This is a genomic window from Mucilaginibacter ginsenosidivorax (assembly GCF_007971525.1).
Taxonomy (GTDB): Bacteria; Bacteroidota; Bacteroidia; order Sphingobacteriales; family Sphingobacteriaceae; genus Mucilaginibacter; species Mucilaginibacter ginsenosidivorax.
This window is the reverse complement of record NZ_CP042437.1, coordinates 6262441-6285700: the sequence shown is the minus strand read 5'-3', so window position 1 is coordinate 6285700 and position 23260 is coordinate 6262441. Positions and strand designations below refer to the sequence as shown.

General features: G+C 45.5%; 13 protein-coding genes. 4 read left to right on the top strand and 9 right to left on the bottom strand.

What is annotated here, in order from left to right:
- Positions 1-80: 80 nt before the first annotated feature.
- A complete protein-coding gene (locus tag FSB76_RS26210; RefSeq protein ID WP_147058700.1) occupies positions 81-1790 on the bottom strand; it encodes a hypothetical protein in 1710 nt (569 codons plus the stop codon).
- A 711-nt stretch (positions 1791-2501) separates the two neighbouring features.
- Between FSB76_RS26210 and FSB76_RS26205 the strand changes: the two genes are divergently transcribed.
- On the top strand, positions 2502-3629 hold the full coding sequence (locus FSB76_RS26205; protein WP_147058698.1) for a hypothetical protein: 1128 nt from the start codon (positions 2502-2504) through the stop codon (positions 3627-3629).
- A 320-nt stretch (positions 3630-3949) separates the two neighbouring features.
- On the opposite strand, the gene FSB76_RS26200 is transcribed toward FSB76_RS26205, so the two are convergent.
- The 8 genes from FSB76_RS26200 to FSB76_RS26165 form a co-directional block, all read right to left on the bottom strand.
- On the bottom strand, positions 3950-5161 hold the full coding sequence (locus FSB76_RS26200; protein ID WP_147058696.1) for a DUF4998 domain-containing protein: 1212 nt from the start codon (positions 5159-5161) through the stop codon (positions 3950-3952).
- A 33-nt stretch (positions 5162-5194) separates the two neighbouring features.
- A complete protein-coding gene (locus FSB76_RS26195) occupies positions 5195-6421 on the bottom strand; it encodes a DUF4959 domain-containing protein (RefSeq protein ID WP_147058694.1) in 1227 nt (408 codons plus the stop codon).
- Positions 6422-6470: 49 nt separating this feature from the next.
- Positions 6471-8384 (bottom strand): RagB/SusD family nutrient uptake outer membrane protein, encoded by a 1914-nt coding sequence (locus tag FSB76_RS26190; RefSeq protein WP_147058692.1) that lies wholly within the window; start codon positions 8382-8384, stop codon positions 6471-6473.
- 22 nt (positions 8385-8406) lie between these two features.
- On the bottom strand, positions 8407-11652 hold the full coding sequence (locus tag FSB76_RS26185) for a SusC/RagA family TonB-linked outer membrane protein (RefSeq protein WP_147058690.1): 3246 nt from the start codon (positions 11650-11652) through the stop codon (positions 8407-8409).
- Between the two features lie 556 nt (positions 11653-12208).
- Positions 12209-13252 (bottom strand): aldose epimerase family protein, encoded by a 1044-nt coding sequence (locus FSB76_RS26180; protein ID WP_147058688.1) that lies wholly within the window; start codon positions 13250-13252, stop codon positions 12209-12211.
- A 191-nt stretch (positions 13253-13443) separates the two neighbouring features.
- Complete coding sequence (locus tag FSB76_RS26175; protein ID WP_147058686.1) at positions 13444-16788, bottom strand: tetratricopeptide repeat protein; 3345 nt, start codon at positions 16786-16788, stop codon at positions 13444-13446.
- Positions 16789-16803: 15 nt separating this feature from the next.
- The gene (locus FSB76_RS26170) at positions 16804-18147 is read right to left on the bottom strand and encodes a sugar porter family MFS transporter (protein ID WP_147058684.1); all 1344 of its coding nucleotides are present in this window, start codon (positions 18145-18147) and stop codon (positions 16804-16806) included.
- A gap of 55 nt (positions 18148-18202) precedes the next feature.
- Positions 18203-20452, bottom strand: coding sequence for an alpha-amylase family protein (locus tag FSB76_RS26165; protein ID WP_147058682.1), 2250 nt, complete (start codon positions 20450-20452; stop codon positions 18203-18205).
- Between the two features lie 380 nt (positions 20453-20832).
- Here FSB76_RS26165 and FSB76_RS26160 point away from each other — a divergent pair, with 380 nt between their 5' ends.
- The 3 genes from FSB76_RS26160 (at position 20833) to FSB76_RS26150 (ending at position 23260) form a co-directional block, all read left to right on the top strand.
- Positions 20833-21741 (top strand): AraC family transcriptional regulator, encoded by a 909-nt coding sequence (locus FSB76_RS26160; protein WP_147058680.1) that lies wholly within the window; start codon positions 20833-20835, stop codon positions 21739-21741.
- 202 nt (positions 21742-21943) lie between these two features.
- Positions 21944-22615, top strand: a complete 672-nt coding sequence (locus FSB76_RS26155) for a DUF6134 family protein (RefSeq protein ID WP_147058677.1) — start codon at positions 21944-21946, stop codon at positions 22613-22615.
- A 15-nt stretch (positions 22616-22630) separates the two neighbouring features.
- A complete protein-coding gene (locus tag FSB76_RS26150) occupies positions 22631-23260 on the top strand; it encodes an RNA polymerase sigma-70 factor (RefSeq protein ID WP_225976320.1) in 630 nt (209 codons plus the stop codon).

The window sequence follows — 23260 nt, the reverse complement described above, 5'->3', positions numbered from 1 at the left end:
AAAAACTATTATTCACCCGCCGCCGGCACCAGCTTTGCTTTCAAATCAGGATCCTTCATACGCATTTATCATCACCTTCATTAATACCTCCAGCTCTTCAAATCCGCTCCCTTTGGTGCTCTGTTTTTAATCTCGGCGGCCCATTTTTTGATGAACATTTGGTGGTAGCGCAGGCGGCTGATGTAGTTGGGTTGGGTATGGTCGCCGTTCCAGCAGTGTTCGGCGCGGTCGCCGTAGTCAACTTCGCAGTTGCAGTTGGGATTATTGAGCTTTTTGAGCACGTCTTCGGCTGTGTAAACGGCGTTGTTGAGGTAGTAGGTGTCCATATCGCCTACGTAGATGTGAATTTTACCTTTCAGACTGTTGCCAATTTTTGGCCAGTCGCGTTGGATGATGTGCGTAAGATCAAAGTGCTCGCGCCAGTAGGCAGCAACCGAGGTATCTATAGCGCCGGTATTTTTATCGTAGATGCGTTTGGGGTAACCATCCTTATCCATGGGCGAAAATACGGCTTCCCAGATATCAAACTGACCACCACTGCGGCTGCGTGTACCTATGGCCAGTTCGCTTTGGTTAACCTCTTTCATGGTCGATCCTACATGGCCCAGGTAGTCGCGTTCTTCGGGGCGGGGTGTCTGTTTAAAATCTGACGACAGGAAATAGGCGTTTTTATCGCCATAAAGATTAATGGTCATGTAATGGTGAAAATCTACCGGGTCGGGGCATGCGGCGTAGCAGCCGTTATACTCGTTGGGATAAAAAACCTGCGCGGCCAGCACTTCCCAGCCACCTGTCGATCCGCCGTACATAAACCTGGCCCAGCCTTTACCTATCCCCCTGAATTGCTTTTCAATCTCGGGGATCAATTCGTAAGTTATCGCATCGCCGTACGGACCAAGATTGGCCGAGTTTACGGCATATGAATCGTCATAATACGGGTTGGCATGCTGAATCTCGATGGCCAGTACCCGCGGGAAGGCAGGGCCTGTCCATTGCTTATAAAAATCGTAGGCCTCCTGCTGCACTATCCTGTTATAGCCTGTGATATGGAAACGTGCCGAAGTATCGGGCTTCAAATTCGGGTCGGGCGGCGTGGTGCTGAAGCCTTCCAGGTCGGCCGGGAAATGCCCATGGAAAATAGCCAGCGGATATTTCACATTAGGGTGCTCATCAAAACCGGCGGGCAGCAATATGTTTGCACCAAGATACATCGGCCTGCCCCAGAATTCGGTAAGCAGCTTGCTTTGAATTTTGATGTGTTTGATGTATTTGGTATCCTTAGGCGCTTCAATAGGCGGGATAACCTTGCTGATATTAAGCGTTAACTCGTTTGAAGCAGCCGGGTCGAAATGAATTTTGACCGGGGCCGAATAAATATTGCCCGGCGCCATATTCCAGTGCTGTCCTTCGCCCCTATCCATCGGCAGCTTTACGGTTTGGCCGGTTTTAAGATGAAATGTTTCGTATTTATGTAACACCACCTGCACGTAATAATCGCCGGCAGGCACATCCTTCAAGCGCTCCAGCGGGTAACCGTAAGCCTGCACATCTATTAGCTGACTGGTGCCCGGCTGCCACCCGTTGATATCCATCCCAAAAACCAGCTGCGATTCGGCACCGTCACTCACCTGGAAACGGGGCTCGGCCTTGTTGTTTTTAGAGAGCAGGAGCAACAGCCTGCCATCCAATTCCTTGCTTTCGCCAAGCGAAGGATCGATGTTTACCCTGAAAGTTTGGGCACTTGCAAAAAACGGAGAGATAAGGAATATGAACAAGATCAGCTTTTTCATGTAGGGCGGGTTTGGGATTAAATATAGGGAAAAAGATGAATTTGTTAAAAAGTGATCTAAAGGTAGTCCGCACAGGATAATCAACGGCCAATCGCCGTAATTACCGTCTGTACACATATGTTTATAAAAGAAGATGTCATTTCGAACGAACCAGCGGTGGATAGCGCGTGAGGTGGTGAGGAGAAATCTTTTACGCCCTGTATTCCAACGGGCTTTTCGAGGTGCAGGGCGTCCAAGATTTCTCCTCGTACCTCGTTCGAAATGACATTTTATTATTGATAATCGAGCATCTAACTATAGATGGATACACGCTGTAGCTTTCGCGAGGGGGCGCACCGGATTGAGCATTACAGGGGGTGTGTGACCAGCGTTCAACGTTCCGGTGCATAAACGCCATCTTGCTCACAGGTATGCGCATTGCTAAAACGAATTAGTAATTGCATCCATGCCTTCTAAGAACATCCAATGACAATCAATCGCCACGCTAAAACGAATTAGCAGCCTGCTCAAAGTTCATTCATTACCGCAATTTTACGTTAGTGTTTATACCAGATACCGTCCGTTGGTTAACGGATTATGGCCGTGTAGTATAAGAGAACGCCCATGAGATTAACCCGCCTGAGAGCTTTGCAGATGGCGCTATTTTTTTCTAATTCATTAAATAAATACAGCACTTATTAGCTAAATTAATACCCAAATACCAACCTAACCATGCGCCGCTTTTTTGCTGTTGTTTTGCTTTTATTTCCCTTGTTTTTTGGCTGTGCCCGTCATGATAATAATCCCCCAAAGCCGGAGAAAAACGTTTACAGGGACACCAGCCGGCACGACGATTATAATGTGAAGATAGCTATACCAACGGCCTGGATAGAGAAGGTGCGGCATTTTGATTACAAACACAGGCACGCCAATTTATTACTGCGCGAATTTGAAAAGTATACCAAACCCGATTCGCTTCTTAAAATCAAGGATGAGGGTGACGTAGATTCGGTTAGAAGAGGAATGGCGCTGCTAAACCCGTTGTTTATAAACCTTGACCAGGAACCAGGCGAAGAACTGGTATGCCTGATGGGCTGGGATGCGAGTTACCCCTCCATGGCGGTATTTAAAAACATTGCCGGTAACTGGTACCTGGTTTACCTGGAAGAATTTTACATGTTTTATTCGGGGCCGGAACTTTATGTATCTAACAGCTTTTCGCCAAACAAAACTTTCTACTTCAGGCGGGTATATGAACGCGGTTCGGGAGTTTACTCAGATGGTTATAGTTTTTATAAACTGATAAACAACAGAGTTTATCATTGCTTGGAGTTGGCTAATGAAGCCCGGATTGAAGGATGGGGCTTATATATTAACCAGGATGTTAGCACAAGCTTTAAATTTAACAGCAGCGACCTTAACACCGAAGATGCTGATGAAATTTGGGTTAATTATAAATACAAGTTTTTCCCCGGCGCTGTTAACGAAGGCGATTGCCCCTGGTGTGCAAACTCTGACATTTCGCTTATTGAAGGAGAAGGCGGTGTAAATTACATATGGGATAATAAACGCCGGCTTTATAAACCTGATATTTCGCTCCAACAAAATGACCCTGAAGAACTTACCGCCAAAAAGATAGCCTGTTTTGGAGATTTTGGGAACGACACCCTGTTTGTAGATGCCTTTCATGACCAGTTAACCCATATAGCAAAAGAAGGAACGCCGCGGCAAAAGGCCATCTTAAAAAAATACCTGGCCTTGGTTAAAAAAGATAAAGTGGCCACCACCCAAAAACTAAAAATAACCACCCAAATTGGCGGAACAACTTTTTACGGGCCGGATACCGCTAAAAAGAAGTGAAGACGCCTTGTTAGAATATCTCATTTTTATTTACTCTCAAGAGGCGGGCTCGGGATTTAGCAGTAGCAAAGGTGTGTTCACCAGCGTTCAACCTTCGCTCGCATAAACACACCCCTCCGCCCCTCTCGAGAGGGGATTCGCGCTTTCCCTCCGCTTTTTGCCACATTTTTCCTAACAAAAAAACCGGCAACCATTACTGCGGGATGATTTGCATGAGGGAGACGCATGTGATGCGTCTCTACAAAAAAGCCGTCGCCCCAAAACAAAAAAGCCGGCAACCATTACAGTTACCGGCTACATTTAACCAATTTATAAACCCATTATTTATCTGTTTTGTACATCGTTAGCTCGCACAGGTGGAAGTAGTTGCCGCCGCCCCATGTTTCCAGTACCTTAAACCGGATGTAGCGGTATGGCGCCAAATTAGCCGGGAAGGTAAATGGCTCGCCGGCGCGTTCAAACGCAAGGTCGGCATCGGTGTTTTGGCCAACAGGCAGTCCCGATGGTTTAACCGAAGTGAAGCTGGCAAGCTTTACCCAATTGCTAAAGTCGCCGTTTGAGCTTGGGTTATTGCTGCCGTAAATTTCGAAGCGTTTTGGATTGCCATAGTTATACAGGCCCGATTCGCGCTGCCAGATTTTCATTTTGGCCAGCGATGCCGATTGCCCCATGTCAAACGTGAACCAGATAGGGAAATTTTGGCCGGGGGTATGAAAACCAGGTTCGCCGGTACTTTTATCCCACAGGTAATATGTTTCCCAGCCGTAGGCCGATGGCACATCTGTTGGCAGGTTATAGGCCTTGAACAATGATTTATCGCATTCCACAATATTATAAATGGTTGGGAAGCTATCGGCAGTTTTTACCGGAAACGCATCCACCGCGTCGGGCGTTGGTTTATATGCCGACTGGTAACTTATTGGGCTGCCCAGTTTATAATCGGTTAAAGTTACCGAGTTATCATTAGGCCCGAATGATTTTTGGGTAGCAGCGCCAAGCTTATTGGTATATAAAATAGTGGTTGATACGTTACCCGTATCGGCCTTGTTAAAGTTTAACGTTACGGTGCCGTCATCATTTAACGAATATGGGTTTGCCGTATTATACCCCCGGTTAAACAGCGCCGATATATATGATGGACCATACACCCGCACGTTGTTTAAATCCTGCCCTACAGATTTGTTGCCATCGTTATCATGTGCTACGATGGTGAAAGTATATACATACTCTTTTAAATTGGGGATTGACACGGTAATTGAATCGGCCGGACTATGCGAGGTAGCATTAACAACTACCGAATCGCTGCCATTATTCCAGCTTACCACGTAGTTTTTGATACTTGGATCGGGGCTGGGGTGCCAAACCAGCACGGCCCGCAAATTGCCGGTATGGTAGGTAACCCCGCTGGCCAGGCCAGGGTAAGTTACCTCGTGATGATCTAAAAAAGATTTATAGTCTGTATCGTATTTTTTGCAACCGGCCAGCGACAGGTACAGCAAAAAGAAAACAGCAACCTTGAAATTAATTTTCATTTTCTTAATTTTTAATGTTAACAACACGTTGTATTACAAAGGATTGCCGTATAACGATACTTCAATTGCGTTTACATAGTTTAAGCCACCAAACGTGCGCGATACATCCAGCCTGATATATTTGGTAGCCGGCGCAGCAAACGGAATAGCAAAGTTTACGCCAGCGGCAACAAAGGCCAGATCAGATGCGTTGGCCTGGTTATTTGGCAGGCCCGACGGCGGCGGCGGAAACACGAAGTTGCCCAGGTTAACCCAATCGCCGGATATGGTGCCCGGTGCCGAGTTTTTTGGCAAAACAGAATCATGCGGGTTATCAACCGTGGTACCCCATAGGGTGAAGTTCTGGATGTTTTGGTACGAATAGATACTGTTAAGCCTTTCCCACAGCACAAAACGGCTCAGCTTGGCGGTTACGCCCAAACCGAATGTACACTGGTTGGTTGGCGCGCCTAAAGTATGCCAGCCCGGTTCATTGGTGCTGCCATCAAACAGGTATTTTAACTCCCAGCCGTAACCAATAGGGCTATCGCTGGCCAGGTGGTATACATAAAACTTGCTTTTATCCAGCAGGGTTTCATACAGTGGTGTTAATGTTTTAAACAAGGTATCAGAGTGGTTGCCAAACCTGTCGGTAGTGTAAACGCCAAACTTGGTGGCTACGGCGCTAAAGCCACGTACCGAAAAGTTAACGGTATCGGTACTAATGTAGTTAGGGTCCTGCTCATCGTACTTGTTGGTTTTGGTGTTAAACGTAAGCACATGCATGGCAATGGGCGCTTTATTGGGGTTGAGGCCAAAAAAGTTTGCGCCGCCAAAATCGGCAGTAATGTTTAGTGCCGCGTTAACCAGCTGATAGTTTGGTGTAAGCGGGTTTACCTTTACGGTAACCGGATCGGACATGATATTGGCACGGCTTACGGCATACAGGGTAACCGTGTACTCCTGGGCGCGGGCAAAGCCATCAACCGTAATGGTATCGGTATAATAGCTGGCCTTGGTTTCGCGCACGGTTTTATCGTTAATGGCGTATTTGGCCAAAACGTACAGCAGGTTTTTTGAATTGGGCAAGGTGTAGGTTAACCTGGCGCTGCCGTTTAAATTGGTTACGTTAACATTGGTTACAGGCCCCGGTTTGGTAGGATCGTTGGATACCACCTCGATGTTCGACTCGGCTTTTTTACAGGACGCAAAAAGCATCATGAGCAAAACGGGCGCTAACAGCAAAACTGAAAGGGATCTGCGGTTATTGATCTTTTTCATAATTTATATTTTAATATTAATCATTTGAAATTTTTACAGCACCGGTAAACTACCAGTATGGGTTTTGGTTAAGGTTGTTATCCACTACAATATCGCTTGTCTGGATAGGCCATAAATAATCCTTAATCCCAAACACGGGTATAATAACCGTTTGCGGGCGGTAATAATTCGCGGCATCGCCTTCGTTAACATTCCAGCCTTGTATGGGCCTGCTTAGCACATCCTGCAACTCTTTCCAGCGGCGTAAATCCCAGCCGGCCTGGCCTTCAAAACATAGTTCAATCCTTCTTTCGCGGTGGATAATTTCGCGCAGGCCATCTTTGGTATTTGGCTTGTCGGGTGTTTTTGAATAGCTGCCCCATGAAGCCTGTACGCCGCCCAAGCCTGCCCTTGCCCTTACTTTATCTATGTAAGTAAAAACTTCGGCAACAGGCCCCTGCGATTCATTAAGCGCTTCGGCATACAGCAGGTAAAGGCCCGCCAGGCGCATCCGCGGCATATGAAAATCAACAGCGGTAAAAACCTCATCATAAACCGACAGGTAGTTGGCCAGTTTTTTTGGCCACATACCGGTAATATTGGTGGCGCTTAAACTTTTAGGCCCCGCTAATGCGTAAGGGCCACGGGCCTGCACATAATAAGCGCTGCTTTCATCCAGCTTGCCGTTGCCAAACCAGATGCCGCCATCAAAACCAATGCTGGCATAAAAACGCAGTTCGCGGTTAAAGTGGCCTTTTGCCGTTTGATAGCCCGATTTGATGTACGAGCCATTGGCATCATCGCCGGTTTGCGGGGTATAGCGGTTGGTATAGTCAAAAGTTTTATCCTCGTTAATGGGCACACCATTGCTGGTATAATATAGCTCGGCAGTTGCAATGGGCACCGCGAATGTTGATGGATAGGTTGATGCCAGGCTTTCGGATTTATCCGTCATCCTTGGGATAGTAAAGCCCTGGTAACCAAAACCGTAATTTAAGGCCCAGATCAGCTCGGGGTTTTGCTCCCATTTATCGGTGATCATGGCCTGCAGGGTTAATACCTTTTTCAGCTTATCTGATACATTGCCCACACTTACCGTTGGCGGCGTAGTGTACAGGTGCAGGCCCTGCGCCTCGCACTCGGTGATAGCGGCTTTACAGGCATCGGCAGCCAGTTTCCATTTATTGGCATCGGCACTTGACGAAAAAAGCAGCTTGCCTGTATTATCCTTAAAATTGGCATAGTCGGGGTTGCCGTTAAACAGCGGACTTGCAGCCGTGGTTAAAACCTCGGCCTTTACGCTCATGGCTATAAATTTGGTAATGCGGCCAAACTCGGTAGCCTGGCTTTCAATAACAGGCGGCAAATCGGGTATGGCTTCATCCAATAACGATACCACGTAGGCAAATGATTCATCAACCGACGAGCGGCTGCGTTTTACATCGGCTGTGCTGGCATTAACCGGGTTATTGGTTTTTATTAAAATAATGGGCCCGTACATCCTTATCATGTAATAATGGTAGTAGGCCTTTAAAAATTTAACCTCGGCAATCCATCGTTTTTTTTCTGATGCGCTTAAATCAATAGGCTTATCAATGTTTTCGAGCATGATGTTACACCTCCTGATGGCCTGGAACAAATTACTGCCCCCGTTGGTGCCATCCCAGTAGTTGATGCTTGGGTTTGCGGTGGTTTGCAGGCCCCTGATCATGTTAAAGCCCACCTCGTTAAAGTAGTGATCGTTCAGGGTGTTGGGGTACACAATTTCTGACGATGTTGCAAAACCCGGATCGTTTACCACGTTGTTCATCTGCGTCATGGTAGCGTAGCACGAAAACAGGTAGTTTTCGGCCTCGTTACGGTTCCTGAAGGCATATTCAAGCGTGCCCACATTATCGGGGGTAACATCAAGGTATTTTTTACATGAAAGGCTCATGGAACACAGCACAATCACACAAATCAATTTATAATATGACGATTTCATATCTTCTGCTTTTTTCTGTTAATTATAAATTCACGTTTAAGCCTATGTTGTATACTTTTTGTATCGGGTACGCAAAGCCGTTACCACCCTGCTCAGGATCCCATAGTTTGAAGGGGCTCCAGGTAAGCAAGTTCAGGCCGTTAAAGTAAATTCTTAAGTTTGATACCCTTAATGATTTGGCTATGCGTGTGGGCAGTGTATAACCAACCTCTAATGATTTAAGGCGCATAAAGCTGCCATCGCGCAGCCACCAGGTGCTTGGCTGCAGGTTGTTTGATATCACGGTTGAGTTAACACCCAGGCGCGGATAGGCTGCATACAAATCCTGGTGCTCTTCGCTCCAGTGGCTGTTGGCAAACTCGGTTAATACCTGGGTATTGCCGTAAACATAAGGATCGGGGCTTTGAATAAAAGGGCTTACCCTGGTAGGATCGACAAAGAACGATACCCTTGCCTGTCCCTGGAAAAATGCCGAAAGATCAAAACCCTTATAGCCGGTTGAAAAACCGAAACCATACACAATTTCGGGCGTTTGCGGATAACCCAGATAGGCCATATCCAATACATCTATTTTGCCATCGCCGTTTAAATCGCGGTATTTAATATCGCCGCCCTGTGGCTTTATACCGCTGCCGTTAAAGATCTGGGTAGGCGAGTTTGCCGCTTCCTGGTCGTCAACAAACAAGCGTTCGGCAACGTAGCCATAACCGCGGCTTATGGGCTGGCCAATAGCGTGGCGCCATGGCTCTTTATAGTCGGGCTCTTCAATGTAGCTGTATTTGTTATTGGAGTAGGTAAAGTTACCGCGGATTGATGCCCAGGCGCTGTTGCCAAAGTTTTGCTTATAATCCATAGATAAATCGATACCCTTTGAATCTACCACGCCCAGGTTGGCGCTTATTGGTGCCTCCAGGCCTTCGCTTACAGGGATGCTTGCGCGTTGCTGTAAAATGTTATAGCGATGGTTTTTATAAAACTCGGCCACGATGTTGAAATTTTTCAGCAATGTCATTTCAACGGCAACGTTGGTTTGCCTCGAGGTTTCCCAGGTTACGTCGGTATTCTCGTAGTTCTGGATGGTTACCCCTTTACGCTCGTACTGGTTATTGATACCAAACTGCGCATAATTATAACCTTGGTTAAACTGCACTACCGATTGGTAGAAGAAACGCTGCGAACCGATGGCATCGTTACCAACCAAACCGTGGCTGGCGCGGATTTTTAAGCGATCAACAATCCCCGGCGTCCACCAGTCTTCATTGGATACAACCCATGATGCGCCAATGGTTGGGAAGAAACCATAACGGTGATTGGCCGAAAAGCGCTCCGATCCGTTATAGCCAAAGTTAAACTCGGCAAAATACCTGCTTTTAAAAGAGTAGGTTACCCTGCCTGCCAGGCCAAGGTTGCGATACGGCAAGGCCGATAACAAATCGCCGGCATTGGCATACAGCGTTTGCTGCTGTGTACCTATCAATGTGGTGTTTATGGTATGGCTGCCGAATGATTTGGCGTACTCCAACGCGCCCTGCAAATAAATAAAAGTATTTACCTGCGTGCCGCCCGGCGAATAGCTCAGGTATTCCTGCGCCACGTTGTAGCCGGTTGGCTGCGGGTTAAGCCAGGTAAGGGTATACTTGTTGGTCTCCTTATCGTAGGTATTAACGTTATAGTAAAAAGGCGAATAGGCCGATTGGGATGTGAAATAAGAATACCTGTTGGTATTAAATATCCCCCTGAATTTTAAACCATCGGTAATAAACTTAAGGTTTTGGTTTAATTCCAGCTGGGCCGACATCCTTGACTCTGACGAGTTTTTATGCCCGCGCAATAATGACGCGTAAGGGTTATTGTAGGAGATACTGTTGCTCGTGGAGCCACCTGTTAACCCGGTATTACCAAACAGGATGTGCTGGGCGTTCAGGTTCGCCGAATCGGCCGGGAAATAAGCCGGGAACAATACGGGGCTGGTATGGATGGCCACGTTATATAAATCGGACGCGAAGGAACCATCGGTAGTAATAGGCCCGTTATACTCGCTAAACGTACCTGATAGCCTTACCACTACCTCGGTAGTCTTGGTCATGTTTACGTTGATGTTTGAACGTAACTGGTAATTTTTAAACTTAACGTTATTGTTGTTATTGTTGCGGATATCGTTCTTCAATACCCCGTTATCAACATTATACGCTCCTGCTATATAGTAGCGGGCAATATTACCGCCACCGCTTACGCTAAGATTATTACGCTCGGTAGTGGCACGTTTTTTAAACAACAGGTTAAGCCAATCCACAGCGGGGTATACATATTGGTTGCTGCCGGGTGTGCCGTTTATGGTATTCTGCGTGTTCCTGATCTTGCTTTCGGGGAAAGGCAGGGGCAATTTAGGGTCGCGGGTTAGCGTGGCCTCGTTGTACAGGTTCATGTACTGGATCGGGTCCACAAGGTCCAACGTCTTTGTTGATTGAGATGATGAATATTCCGACCGGAAATTGATTTTGGGCGCGCCTTCCTTACCCTCTTTAGTGCTTACCAAAATAACACCGTTTGCACCGCGTGCACCATACAGGGCCGTAGCACTGGCATCTTTCAGGATAGAGAAGCTGGCAATATCATCCACATTTAAGCGTGCCAGGTCATTGGTGGATAGCTCCACGTTATCAATCAAAATAAGCGGGTCACGTTTGTAACCGAAGGTAGTTACCCCCCTGATGAAGAAGGAGGCGTTATCCTGCCCCGGCTGGCCACTGCGCTGGTAGGCAATAATACCGGCTGCCTGCCCTGCCAAAGCATTGGTTAAGTTACTTGCCGGTATTTTAAGTTCGCCGGGCTTTATGCTGGTTACCGAACCTACCAGCGCTTCCTTGCGTTCCTTTTTACCAAAGGCTGTTACTACAACTTCTTCGGCAATCAGCTTGTTTTCTTTCAGGATGATGTTGAAGATCTTTTTATCGGCAGTAACAACAACGTGCTGCTCGGTAAAACCCACAAAGCTGATACGTAATGATGTACCTACGGGCACATCCAGCACAAAGCGGCCGTTCTCATCCGTCGACGTCGAGATATTTTTAACGTTTTCGGCCAATATGGTAGCACCCTGTATTTTTACGCCAAGGGTATCGGTTACCTTACCTGTAACGGTAACCCTGGTTTGCGAATAGGCACTGCCAAAAAACAGGGTAAGCACAAAAAGGATAGTGCAACGCCCCAGGATAAGGTGCCTGTTATTTTTTGAAAGTAGTTTACTAAAAATGTAAAGTGGCTTCATAAAATTTGGTTCATAATTTGTTATTCATTAATTGGTTTGCGATCAAATATTTGTTTTCAAATGCAGGATCAGTTATTGGCGAAAAAAAAGCAATATCTTTTTAAGGAGTGGGCCTGGGTGTTAATTCGGAGATATGAAAATAGTGTACGCCCACTTTTAGGGTCGCTTGTCAAATTCCATAAATCACATCGGGCGGATACTTCCCTGGCTTTTTATAATTGGTAGTTCTGCTTTTCTCCCCTGGGGTCAAGAGTCAAAATCTTCACATACTTTATGGGTTTAGTTAATAATTGGTTCTGTAAATGTAGGTGGGGAGCGCGCACCAAAAAATGGATTTACTTTCAAAAAGGATGGACAATTTTATGATTTTTGGCCATCAAAATGGGTTAGTCCATTAATTACCTGCCACATGAAAAAACAGCACTTTGGGGAGTGCGAAAAAGTTGATACTTTTTGTGAATTTTTTGAAAAAAAGTATAGCATTAGTATCTCATTTGTATAAAAAAGTATTGTTTTTTTATACAAAAAGAGCTGCTTATAAAAAAGCAGGGAAAACTTAAGCTACCACCCCAAATTTGTACACAATAACCTGGCAAAAGGCTTCGCCGGGGTTTAATATGGCCGATGGAAAATGAGCATGATTGGGGCTATCGGGATAATGCTGGCACTCCAGGCACAAGCCATCAAAAGGCCGGTATGGCCTTGAATAATTTCCGGGAATTTTGCTTCGGAGATAATCGCCGGTATATACCACTACCGATGGGTAGGAAGTAGCAACTTCAACCTGGCGCCCCGAGGCGTTATCTATAAGCAGCGCGGCGGGTTTCAGGGTATGCCGGGCATCGTTTTGCAGCAAAAAGCAATTGTTATAACCGTTAATGGTATCGCCGCCGGCCATCATTTTATCCCTTAATACTTCGCCATTTAAAGTCCTTTTGCCGGCTGGTTTTACCAGGCCGGTTGGCACGTAGGCGGCATCAACGTCCAGTACATTATCTGCATAAACTTTAAGGGTATGGTCAAAAATACCACCCTCACCGGCAGATAGATTGAAGTAAGCGTGGTTGGTAAAATTGGCCACCGTTTGCTTGTCGGCTGTGGCCTGGTATTTGATTTTCAGTTCATTATCATCAGTCCACTCATAAGTTACTACCAGTTTAAGGTCTCCGGGGTAGCCGCCATCACCATCCTTACTCAGCAGGCTAAAGGCTACGCCACTTTCGGTTATTTGATAATCAAAAACCCGGGTATTAAAGCCGGCATTGCCGCCATGGTTGGAGTTGTTGCCATCATTGGCGTCCAGGTGGTACACTGTTCCGTTCAAAGTAAATTCCGCCCCGCCAATCCTGTTGGCAAAGCGGCCTATGGTGGCACCTAAATAGCATTCGTCGGCAATACAGCCCGGTAATGAATGGTAGCCTAATATTACATTTTCCAGGTTTCCCGCCTTATCCGGCACTACTGCTGATACCAGTGTAGCGCCATAATTGGTAAGCTCCACATATGCCCCTGAACTATTTTCGAGCCTGAAAAAGTAAACCTTACAGCCAACATGTTCGCCCCATTCCTGTTGCGATATCCTGTTTTGGCTTTTGATCATGATTTGGTTGGTTTTATGGCTCAAGGTAAATTATATTATTGTAATTATAACACATATTTAATTAAGCTAAAACTATTTAGCTTGATTAATTGATGCATAAGTTATTTAGCCAGAAGCCTTAAGTCGTAAGTCCCAAATGCTGCTCTGGCATTTTCTGACTTAAAACTTAAGACTCCGAACTTAAGACTAAATTAATAGTTTGTCACGTTCAATTGCTGTTTGGTCATCTCCAAATGGGCCTTTGCACCGGCATGGGCACTATCAAGTTGCAGCACTTTGGTAAACAGGGCCAGCGCAGCATCAAACTCATGCAAACCCAGCATTCCTAATCCCTGTAAAAAGTAAGTGTGAATGGTGTTGCGCAGGTTTAAATCGTCGTCGAAGATGAGCAGATTGGGGAGAGATACGGCAAAGTAATCTATTTTCACTACATCGTTTTCATGGGCTTTGCCATAGGCTATCAGCTTATCAAAAATCTGTTTGGCATGCTCCTGGTCGCCCAGTTTTTTCCAGCTTAGGCCCTGGTAAAAGATCTTATCGGGCTGCTGATCGTTATAAAACACAGCGGCCGACGGCTCATCCAAACCGATGGTTGATTGGGTAAAATAGTGTTTAGCGGCATCAGCCTGGTTCAACCCCTCGTAAGCGCGGCCCAGCCAGTAGTCGATATCGTTTTCCTGTGTGCCAAATAGTTTACCCTCGCCTAAATTATGCGGATAGCTTTTGGCCATGTTTAGGTTGGCAACGGCTTTATTAAAGTCGCCCTCGTCAATATATTGTTTAGCCAACTGCACCAGGCTAAACACGTACTGGCCAGATGCCTTACCTTCGCCGCCCTCCCATGGGTGAAACTGGCGTTTCATCAACAAACCGAGTGCCTTATCGTACTCGCCTGTTAAATTGTAAAGCGTTACCCGTTCCAGGTAGACGTCGTCGCGTTGTTCGGCAACTTCAAGGTTATCTTCCAGCTGCTTCAGCCTTTTATCAACAGGATAGTTGAGCCTTTTATAAAGCTGATCCAGCTCCATCAGCACGCGGGCATCGGTTTTATCCAGTTCAAAAGCCCTTTCAAAATAGCTTAGCGCTTTTTCGACATTGTTTTGCTTGTTAAAATAGGCAATAGCCAAATTCCTGTACACCGTAGGGAAAGTTTCATCCAGCTTTGCTGCTTTTTCCCAGTTGCTTACGGCATCATCATACTGGCGCTTATCATAAAACAGGTTACCCAAATAGTAAGGCGCTTTAGCATCAACCGGGTTAAGCTCCATAGCCAGCTGCAGGATATTCACCTCATCCAAGCGGTTAGGAAAGCACAGGTATGGATCGGCAGCGGCGGCTTTTTTAAACCATTGTTTAGCAACATCAGCTAAATCGTTTTTATAACTGAAATATCCCAGGCTATAATAAACCATCGGGTTGTTGCCGCCATCTTTTAAAGCTAATTGCAATAACTGGTTGGCCTCGCCATACAAACCGGCAGCCGCATGATCAAGCGCGTATTCAAGATAATTCTGATCGTCGTTACGCGAAAGCACTATCAGCTCATCAATGCAAGCTGCCATTTTATCGGCCTCGCCTAATAATTTATAAGCCTGTATTTTCTCAAAAATAACACCCAGGTTAAAGCTATCCCTTTCCAGGGCAATATCTGCTACCTGCAAGGCTTTATCCAGCTGTTTCAGGTTGCGCAGGGCCGCCATTTTTATTACATAGGCCTTGCTGTTATTGGCGTTTCTATCCAGCGATTGGTTAATATGATCCAAGGCCAACGCAAAGTGACCACGGGCCATATCTGTTTTGGCTACCTCAAAAAAGCCGGTATCTTTCCAGGCATTGCTCCAGGTTGATTTGTAGAATACCGTATAAGCTTCATCGGCCCTGCCCAAATATTTTAAGCATAAACCCAGGTTGTAATAAGGTTCGCTGTCGTATGGATTAGGGTTACGCTGAATGCCGGTTTCAACAGCCTGCCGTAAAAAAGGCTCGGCTTTGGCAAACTGCCCCTTGCGGATGTACCATTTACCCAAAGCGTTGTTGTTCCGGATATCGGTTGGTTCGCGGCGCAGGGCTTCTTCATAGTAAGGCACCGGGCTGTATGTGGCATGGCGGTATTGCTCCAAATGCTGCGCGGTCAGAAACAATTGCTCCACACTTTCCACATCGGCAGGCTCCAAAGCGGGCTTAGCCGGGATGGGCATTTCGTTCTTTTTGTTTTTAGCCGGTTCGTAGCGCAATACTTCCTGGTTGCTGCTATTGGTGATGATGAGCAGTAGCGCATTCTCATCCAAACCTGCAGCTACCGTCAATTCCTGTACAAAAACAACCTCAGGCACAATTGTACCTGTGTGTGCAAACAGCTCTTCGCCCTTATAACTGAGGCTGATATGCAGGTCTGTTTGGGCCGATGTTACCTGCACTTTGATGGTCACTTTATCGCCGTTTTTGCTTAAAGCTAACAGGATATCCTTAGATGCGTTTTTTACCATGCCCAGTTCGCGGTAGGGCAAAAAATACTGGGTAAAGGTTTTTTCTTCGTAGGGCATCAGCCAGCTAAAATCGGGCTGGTTATCGGTGAATACGCCCGTCATCAGTTCAATGTATGGGCCATCCTCGTCGGTGAGGTTCCTGTCCCAGGCCTGGCCAAAATCGCTGTGGCCCCAGGTCCATTGTTTTTTACCGGGCGATACATGGTGATTGGCCACGTGCAGTAAACCGGCTTCGGTATCGTGCTCATATCCACCCACAAAATCATAATCGGAGTTAATGGCCATGTATGATGTAGGTACCGGGATATTTTTGTACATCGAGATATCGGTACCCGGCGAATAATCAACCTTGTAGTAAGTACCGGTTGCTATCGGAAAATCGGATACATCGCGTTTACCGTGGTCAAAAACGGCGTTTACATCGGGCGGAAAAACCGATTGGTAATAGTCATTCACTTTTACCGCCGGGTTTGCCCACCATAAAAAGGTTTGGGGCAGGGCCGAGCGGTTAAACAGCTTGGCTTTTATTTCGATATAGGCCGTATCGGGATGCAGGGTAAAACCGGCCATGCCTTTGGTATGAAACATGCGCTCCACCTCGTTCACCCAAACGGTTTTGCTGCCATCGGCATGCTCTTCCAGCTTGTAATCAACCGGATCGAAGGTACTGGGCCTGTGGTGCTGCGGCCAATTAAATTCGATGCCGCCCGAAATCCAGGGGCCGGTTAAGCCTACCAGCGCAGGCTTAATTACCTGGTTATGGTAAATAAAGTGGCGTTGTTTAACCTTATCAAACGCTGTCTGAATGCGGCCGCCTAACTGCGGCAGTATCATCACTTTAAGGTATTTATTCTCCAGGAACAGGCCTGTGTATTCTTTATCTTCTTTTTCGTCGGCAATTTTCTCAATCACCGGGTTTGGATAAACCACCCCACTGCTACCCTGGTAAACCCGTTTTTCAAAAAACATGGGGTTTTTATCAGGCTTGCCAACACCATAAGTGGGGATAATTACTTGCTCTTCCCAAACGGAAACAGTTGAACTTTGCATACTATGTATTATATTTTAATGTCTTATTAAATTGTCTTCTAACTCTTCTAAAGTTTGGCCCTTGGTTTCTTTCACTTTTGTTTTTACAAAAAGGAAGCCCGCAAAACAGATGCCTGCGTACAGGTAAAATGGCCCGTAGGCACCTAATATTTTGGCCAGTATAGGAAATGTAAATACAAGAATAAAATAGGCCAGCCATAAGGATACGATAGCTACCGATGACGCTACACCGCGAATTTTATTGGGGAAAATCTCGGAAATAAGCACCCACGTTACCGGGGCCAGCGAAATAGCATAGGTACTGATAGCCAGCAACACAAATATGGATACCAGCCCCGCCGGGAAATGGTTTTGCAGCAGAAAGGCGAGTATAATATACAATACAGATAAGCCCAGCGCGCCCCAAAGCATCAGTGGCCGGCGACCCAGTTTATCAACCTGCCACATGGCTAATAAAGTAAATACCAGGTTCACCACGCCTATGGCCACAGTCTCGAACAATTGCCGGTTCAGGTTAGCGCCTACCGATTCAAATATGGTAGATGTATAGTTAAATACCACGTTGATACCGCAAAACTGCTGAAACACAGCCAGCGTAATACCGACCACCACGGCAGGGCGTACGGCCTTTTCAAACACCATGGCGTATGATTGTTTGGTTGACCCCATCAATGATTTTTCGACCGCTTTAAAGGTTGATTCGGCAAAATCGGGGGAGCCAATTTTGTTGAGGATAACCCTGGCTTTATCAGGCTGACCGGATTTCATGAGCCATCTTGGGCTTTCGGGCAGCCAGGTAACGCCGATTAAAAATATGGCCGATGGTACGGCACCCAGGCCAAACATCCAGCGCCATGAATCGGCACCATGATTGGCCAAAAAGTAATTGACCAGGTTGGTTATTAATATGCCGATAACCACCGTAAGCTGGTTAATAGCTACGTTTCGGCCACGCACTTCGGCCGGCGAAACTTCGGCAATATACATGGGGCAAAGCATAGAGGCCATCCCCACGCCTATCCCGGCGGCAAAGCGCAGGATTAAGAAGTAAGTTAAAGATGCAGAAAACGCTATCCCGATAGATGATACTGCGAAAATTAATGCAGCGATGATAAGCCCCGGTTTACGGCCATATTTATCGGCAATGTTACCGGCCAGTAAACAGCCAACTATGCAGCCCAAAGCCAGTGACCCGGTTAAAAAACCCTCCCATACCGGCGTTAAGGCAAACTGGGTGCGCAGAAAAGGCAACGCCCCCGAAATCACGGCAAAATCGAACCCGAACAGGTACCCGCCCAGGGCCGAGATAAAGGAAATGCCAATAATATAACTGCTGTTAAAGCTTTTTGAACTACTCATTTTTTAGGTTGGCTATGTTTAACTGGTGGCATAATATTACCATTTATTTTTATCATTAATTTACCGCTACTATTTTTACCAGCAAGGCATCGCCTGTGTTGGCGGCCATGCTAAATGTTTGGGCCTCAGCTTTTAATTCACCAATTGCCTTATCGGTCATAAAATCGCGGAATTCGTATTTTTTATGCGCATCAAGGCCCAAGGCCTGCCTGCTAAACAATTGTTTAAAATCATTTTTAAGGTCGAAATTGAACAAGGCCAGCATAGTAGTATCGCCCGGCAGGTAAAACGACAATTGCTGATCAAAGCTTTCGCCATCGGCTGTTTTAATGGGGATAAACGCTTTTGGATCGCTAAAAAATTGGGCTATGTTTTTATTATTCAAAAATTCCTGTGCCCGGTAGGCGGCTATGGGGTTCCTGAAATCAGATCCATCGCCCAGAATACTACCCATCACCATCATGGCATACAGGCGTACTTTTATTTCCTGCTCGTTGAGATCAGGGTTTTTCTGGAAGTTTTTCATGATGCTTACATCCAGGTTGGTATACGGGAACAAAGTGCCCTGCACCCAGCCCATATGCGATCCTGTGGCTAACGATGCTTCGGTACTGCCCCAGTTAGGAAAGCCTTTCTGATCATCGCGCAGGTGCGAGTATACATCGGTTGATACAAACCGCGTGTGGGTATATTGGTGTGGAAACAGCGGCGAGATGGCCTGGGTGATAAAAACATCCTTACCCATAATTGAATCAACCAGGTGGCGCAGGGTTTTCATACCATAGTTATAGGCCTGTATACCGGTACGGATTTTAGGATCGTAACGTTTGGTACTCTCCAGCGCGCCGGCGGTTAAAAAGTCTATCTTGATAAATTTAGCGTTAATGGCTTTTGCTTTTTTCAACTGCGATATGATAGAAAGCCTGACCGCCGGATGCGTGGGATCCATGGCATAAGCGCCCCAATCGCCATCTTTGTACATGATAGCCTTTCCGTTTTTATCCTGCAACAGCACATCCTCAAACATTACATCGGTGCCCGGCAGCTTGCGCCCTTTAGTATCATTCTTCCAGCTCCACATGGCAAATGGCGTAAAATAAAACCCCATCTGCTGGCCGTTTTTTGCGCCATACTCCCCTATTGATTTTAAAACCTCGGTAGAATAAATACCCTGGTCGTACGAGTCGATACTTAAAACAGGTTTGGAATAAGCGCCAAAATTGGGCATGGAGTGGATAAAATCCGAGATCTGGTTTACAGCAGGCGGCATCATTACCTTTTCGTAACCCAGCACACCCTCAACCCCAAAACTGTTCCAGTAAACAGGGGCCGGTCCCTCCCAGGTTTGCTTGCCATTGATGATGGAATTTACCCTGCCATAATCCTTAAAAGCCTCGTGCAGATCATCCGAACCGCAGATATAAATAGTGGCCGAGCTTACGGTTTGGCCCAGCATGGTACCATGGTCGGCATGGTCATGCGTACCATCCAGGCCACCATAACCTGATTTGAGGGACGGATTATCGGCTGTAGCCACACCGCCAAAAACGTTTAATGAATCAACATAGCCCAGTTGCGTTCCGGTTTGATAGGATAAACCTGTTTTCCAGAAATCGTGGCTTACGCTACCTATTACCAGGCCCGAATTTTTAAGCTGGTCGTACACCGCTAAAAACTCGTAGCTAATGCCTTTGCTTTTGGGCCCGTTGCCTTTCGGCCAGCTCCGCTCCAAAGTAGGCGTCCAATCGTCGTTATCAAAAGGCACATCCAAAATGCGCGGCTCGGTACCGGGAATAAACAGCTTGCCTTTGTTGGCCGGCAGGATAGCTATCGGGCTGATATCCCGTGTTTCGATAGGCTTACCCGCAGATGTTGCGCTTACATTAACAAGCGCGTAAGCTTTGCCCAGGTAAAGGGTGAAGGATTGAGTGATGCTGATGTTGTGCTTTGCATCACTGTGCTTAACAACAAGGTTTAAGCCTTTACCTAAATTATCGTTAACCTGTAGGGTTGTGCAGGAATGGTTAGCAAGATCGGCAGTTGATATGTAGCCCGAGTTTATATCCCGCACGTAAGCCACCGTGTTATCCATATGCATACCGTTGGCAAACAAATAGTTAATAGTGCCGGTAGTTTTATCGACGGTAATTTTTACCTGCGGGCTGCTAATGGCGGTGTTATCTGCACTTTTTTGGAGTTCCTGTGCGCTCAACACAGTTACCGGTAATATTAAAAAAGCTATCAAGCCGAAAGTTTTAATGAAACTGATTTTATAATTACCTGTTGTTTTTTTAAAGTGCTGCATTTAGTGTTATTATAGCTTTGTTATCGCGATAGCCCCTTCAAATGTTCTGAATAGTGTTTTCCGGTACATTTAATCCTGTTGTTATCAGGAACAAACAACGCCCCCCTAACACACTAACATTTTCACTTTTTTTCTTTAATGAAAATGATTATGAAGCATTTGCTGCTGTTGGTATCGCTAATTGGTTACAATGTAAATGTCATGGATAAAACAGGATAAAAAAATAGTTAATGTTACGGAAATGATGGACTTTATTACGCCACCTCAATTTCAATTATTTCTATTTTTTGCCAATATTTTGATATTTTTTGTGAATGTTTGTATACGAAGATCAATCCGTTACTACGGGACACTGATTATCACGGTTTCCATTCAAAAAAATGACTAAAAGTACAGCTATCAGGCGGCGGGACGGTTTTGAAGGGCAAAAGCTTATTGTGCTGCCCAAAAAGGTCATTACCAACTTTTTAAGTAAGGATTTGGTTACCAAGCAAATTTACATTACCGATATTGGCTATTACCCCAAGGCCCGGCACCATTATGCAGAGCGCCCCAATGGTATTAACCAGCATATAATAATTTATTGTACCGAAGGCTACGGCTGGCTGGAGATCAACAAAAAAAAGGTAGAGGTTTCGCCATCGCAATTTATTGCCATACCAGCCAACACGCCGCATAAGTACGCCGCCAACATGGATAAACCATGGACGATATACTGGATTCACTTCAAAGGCGAGGTAGCATCTTTTATAGTTGAACTCATCCTGAAAAATTCAGAAAATTACAAGCCATACCTGTCTTTTAATGAAGACCGGATAAAGCTGTTTGAAGACATTTGCTTTAACCTGGAGAAAGGCTATAGCAGCGATGCGCTGCGTTATGTAAACATGATATTCTCGCATTTCCTGTCATCACTTATTTACGAGGATAAGTTTAACCATGTTGATGATAAGCCCGCAGATAGCGATATAGTTGAAAAAACCATTCAATACATGCAAGACCATGTTAATACCATGATAAGGCTTGATGATCTGAGCAGCTTTGCCAAGTTATCCACTTCGCATTATTCGGCCATTTTCCGGGCAAAAACGGGCTACTCTCCTATTGAGTATTTTAACCAGTTAAAAGTTCAAAAAGCGTGTCAGTATATCTCATTTACTGCCATGTCTATCAAAAACATCGCCCTGACTTTGGGTATAGAAGATCAGTATTATTTCTCGCGGATGTTTACCAAACTGATGGGTACCTCGCCCAACGAGTATAGAAAAAAGGTAAAAGCGAGTAGCTGACATTAAATTCTAAACTCTAATGGGAAACTCTAAATCCTAAATTCTAAAATCTAAATTCTAAAGGGAGAAGCTTAAAGGTAAATGTTATGTTGCGATTGGTTTAGAATTTAGCGTTTTTCCCTCTTTAGAATTTTTTCTTCCCCCAAATAGGGGTACTTAGCTTTTAAGTTGTATCAGGTGTATAAAACAAAATACACTGCCCATGATTATCACCTTAATTATTTGGTTGTTTAAAAAATATGCCATGCCTGCAATTGTCAGTTATAAAGGCAGGGCGGTTTTAAAATCTGGCAAGTTGCTAATCATAGTTTTAATGTCGATAACCTGCACGAGATTATACGCTACCGAAACAACAACCAAATACAACATTTTGCACAGCGGTAAAGTGGTTGGGCATCTTAACTTTTACCAAAAAAACACAGGTGATGAACTTTACCTCAAAATGGTATCGGAAGTTAAAATGAAGTTTATCTTCAGTGTTAACGTTAATTGCAACGAGGAATCAACCTTTAAGAACGGCAAGCTCATCAGCTCGCATGTTTTGCGGCATGTTAATGGTAAAGAGAAAGCCAACCGGGAAACAAAAGCAGCAGGGAACGCCTACCTTACCCTGGCCGAGGGTAAAAGCGGCAAGGTTGAACAAACCGCTATAAACAATAATGTAATGCTTTTATACTGCCATGAGCCGGCGGATGGCAACCTTGTTTACTCTGATAACTTTCAGCAATTTTTAACTGTAAAAAAAACGTCGACGCATGTTTACCGGATTGACCTGCCCGATGGCAATTACAATTATTATACTTACGCCAATGGCATTTGCAGTAAGGTAGATATCCACCATTCATTATACACCATCCAGGTGCAGCTGGCCTAAGTGTTAACGAACAACATGAGGAATATGACCGGGAAAGCCCCTATATTTAACGCATATTTTCACCCTTTATCAGTGGAATACAGCGATAGCACGGTCATTTCCTTATTAAAGCAGGGCAACCAAAAGGTATTTGAGATGGTGTTTAAAAGCCATTTTAAAAACCTGCATGCCTACGCCTATACTTTTTTAAAGGACGACGGACAAGCCGAAGAAGTAGTGCAAAACGTATTTTGCCGGATTTGGGAAAAGCGGGAGTTGTTAAAAACGGACGGCTCGATAAAATCATACCTATACCGGGCCGTTCATAACGAAAGCCTTAATTACCTGAAACATCAAAAAGTAAAAGCATCTTTCCAGGTTTATTATGCAGATGAAATGGACCAGGTACAAGATCATTCGTCGAAAGCAATGCTGGCCAATGAACTGGAAAAGCACATTAGCCAGGCTATGAGCGAGCTGCCGCAGCAATGCCGCACCATTTTTCAGCTCAGCCGCTTTGAACAATTGAAATACCAGCAAATTGCCGACCAGATGGGGCTATCAGTGAAAACCATAGAAAACCAGATGGGTAAAGCATTAAAACTGATGCGAACCAAACTGGCCGAATTTTTAATGATCATTTTGTATTTAATTATCAGCCGTTAG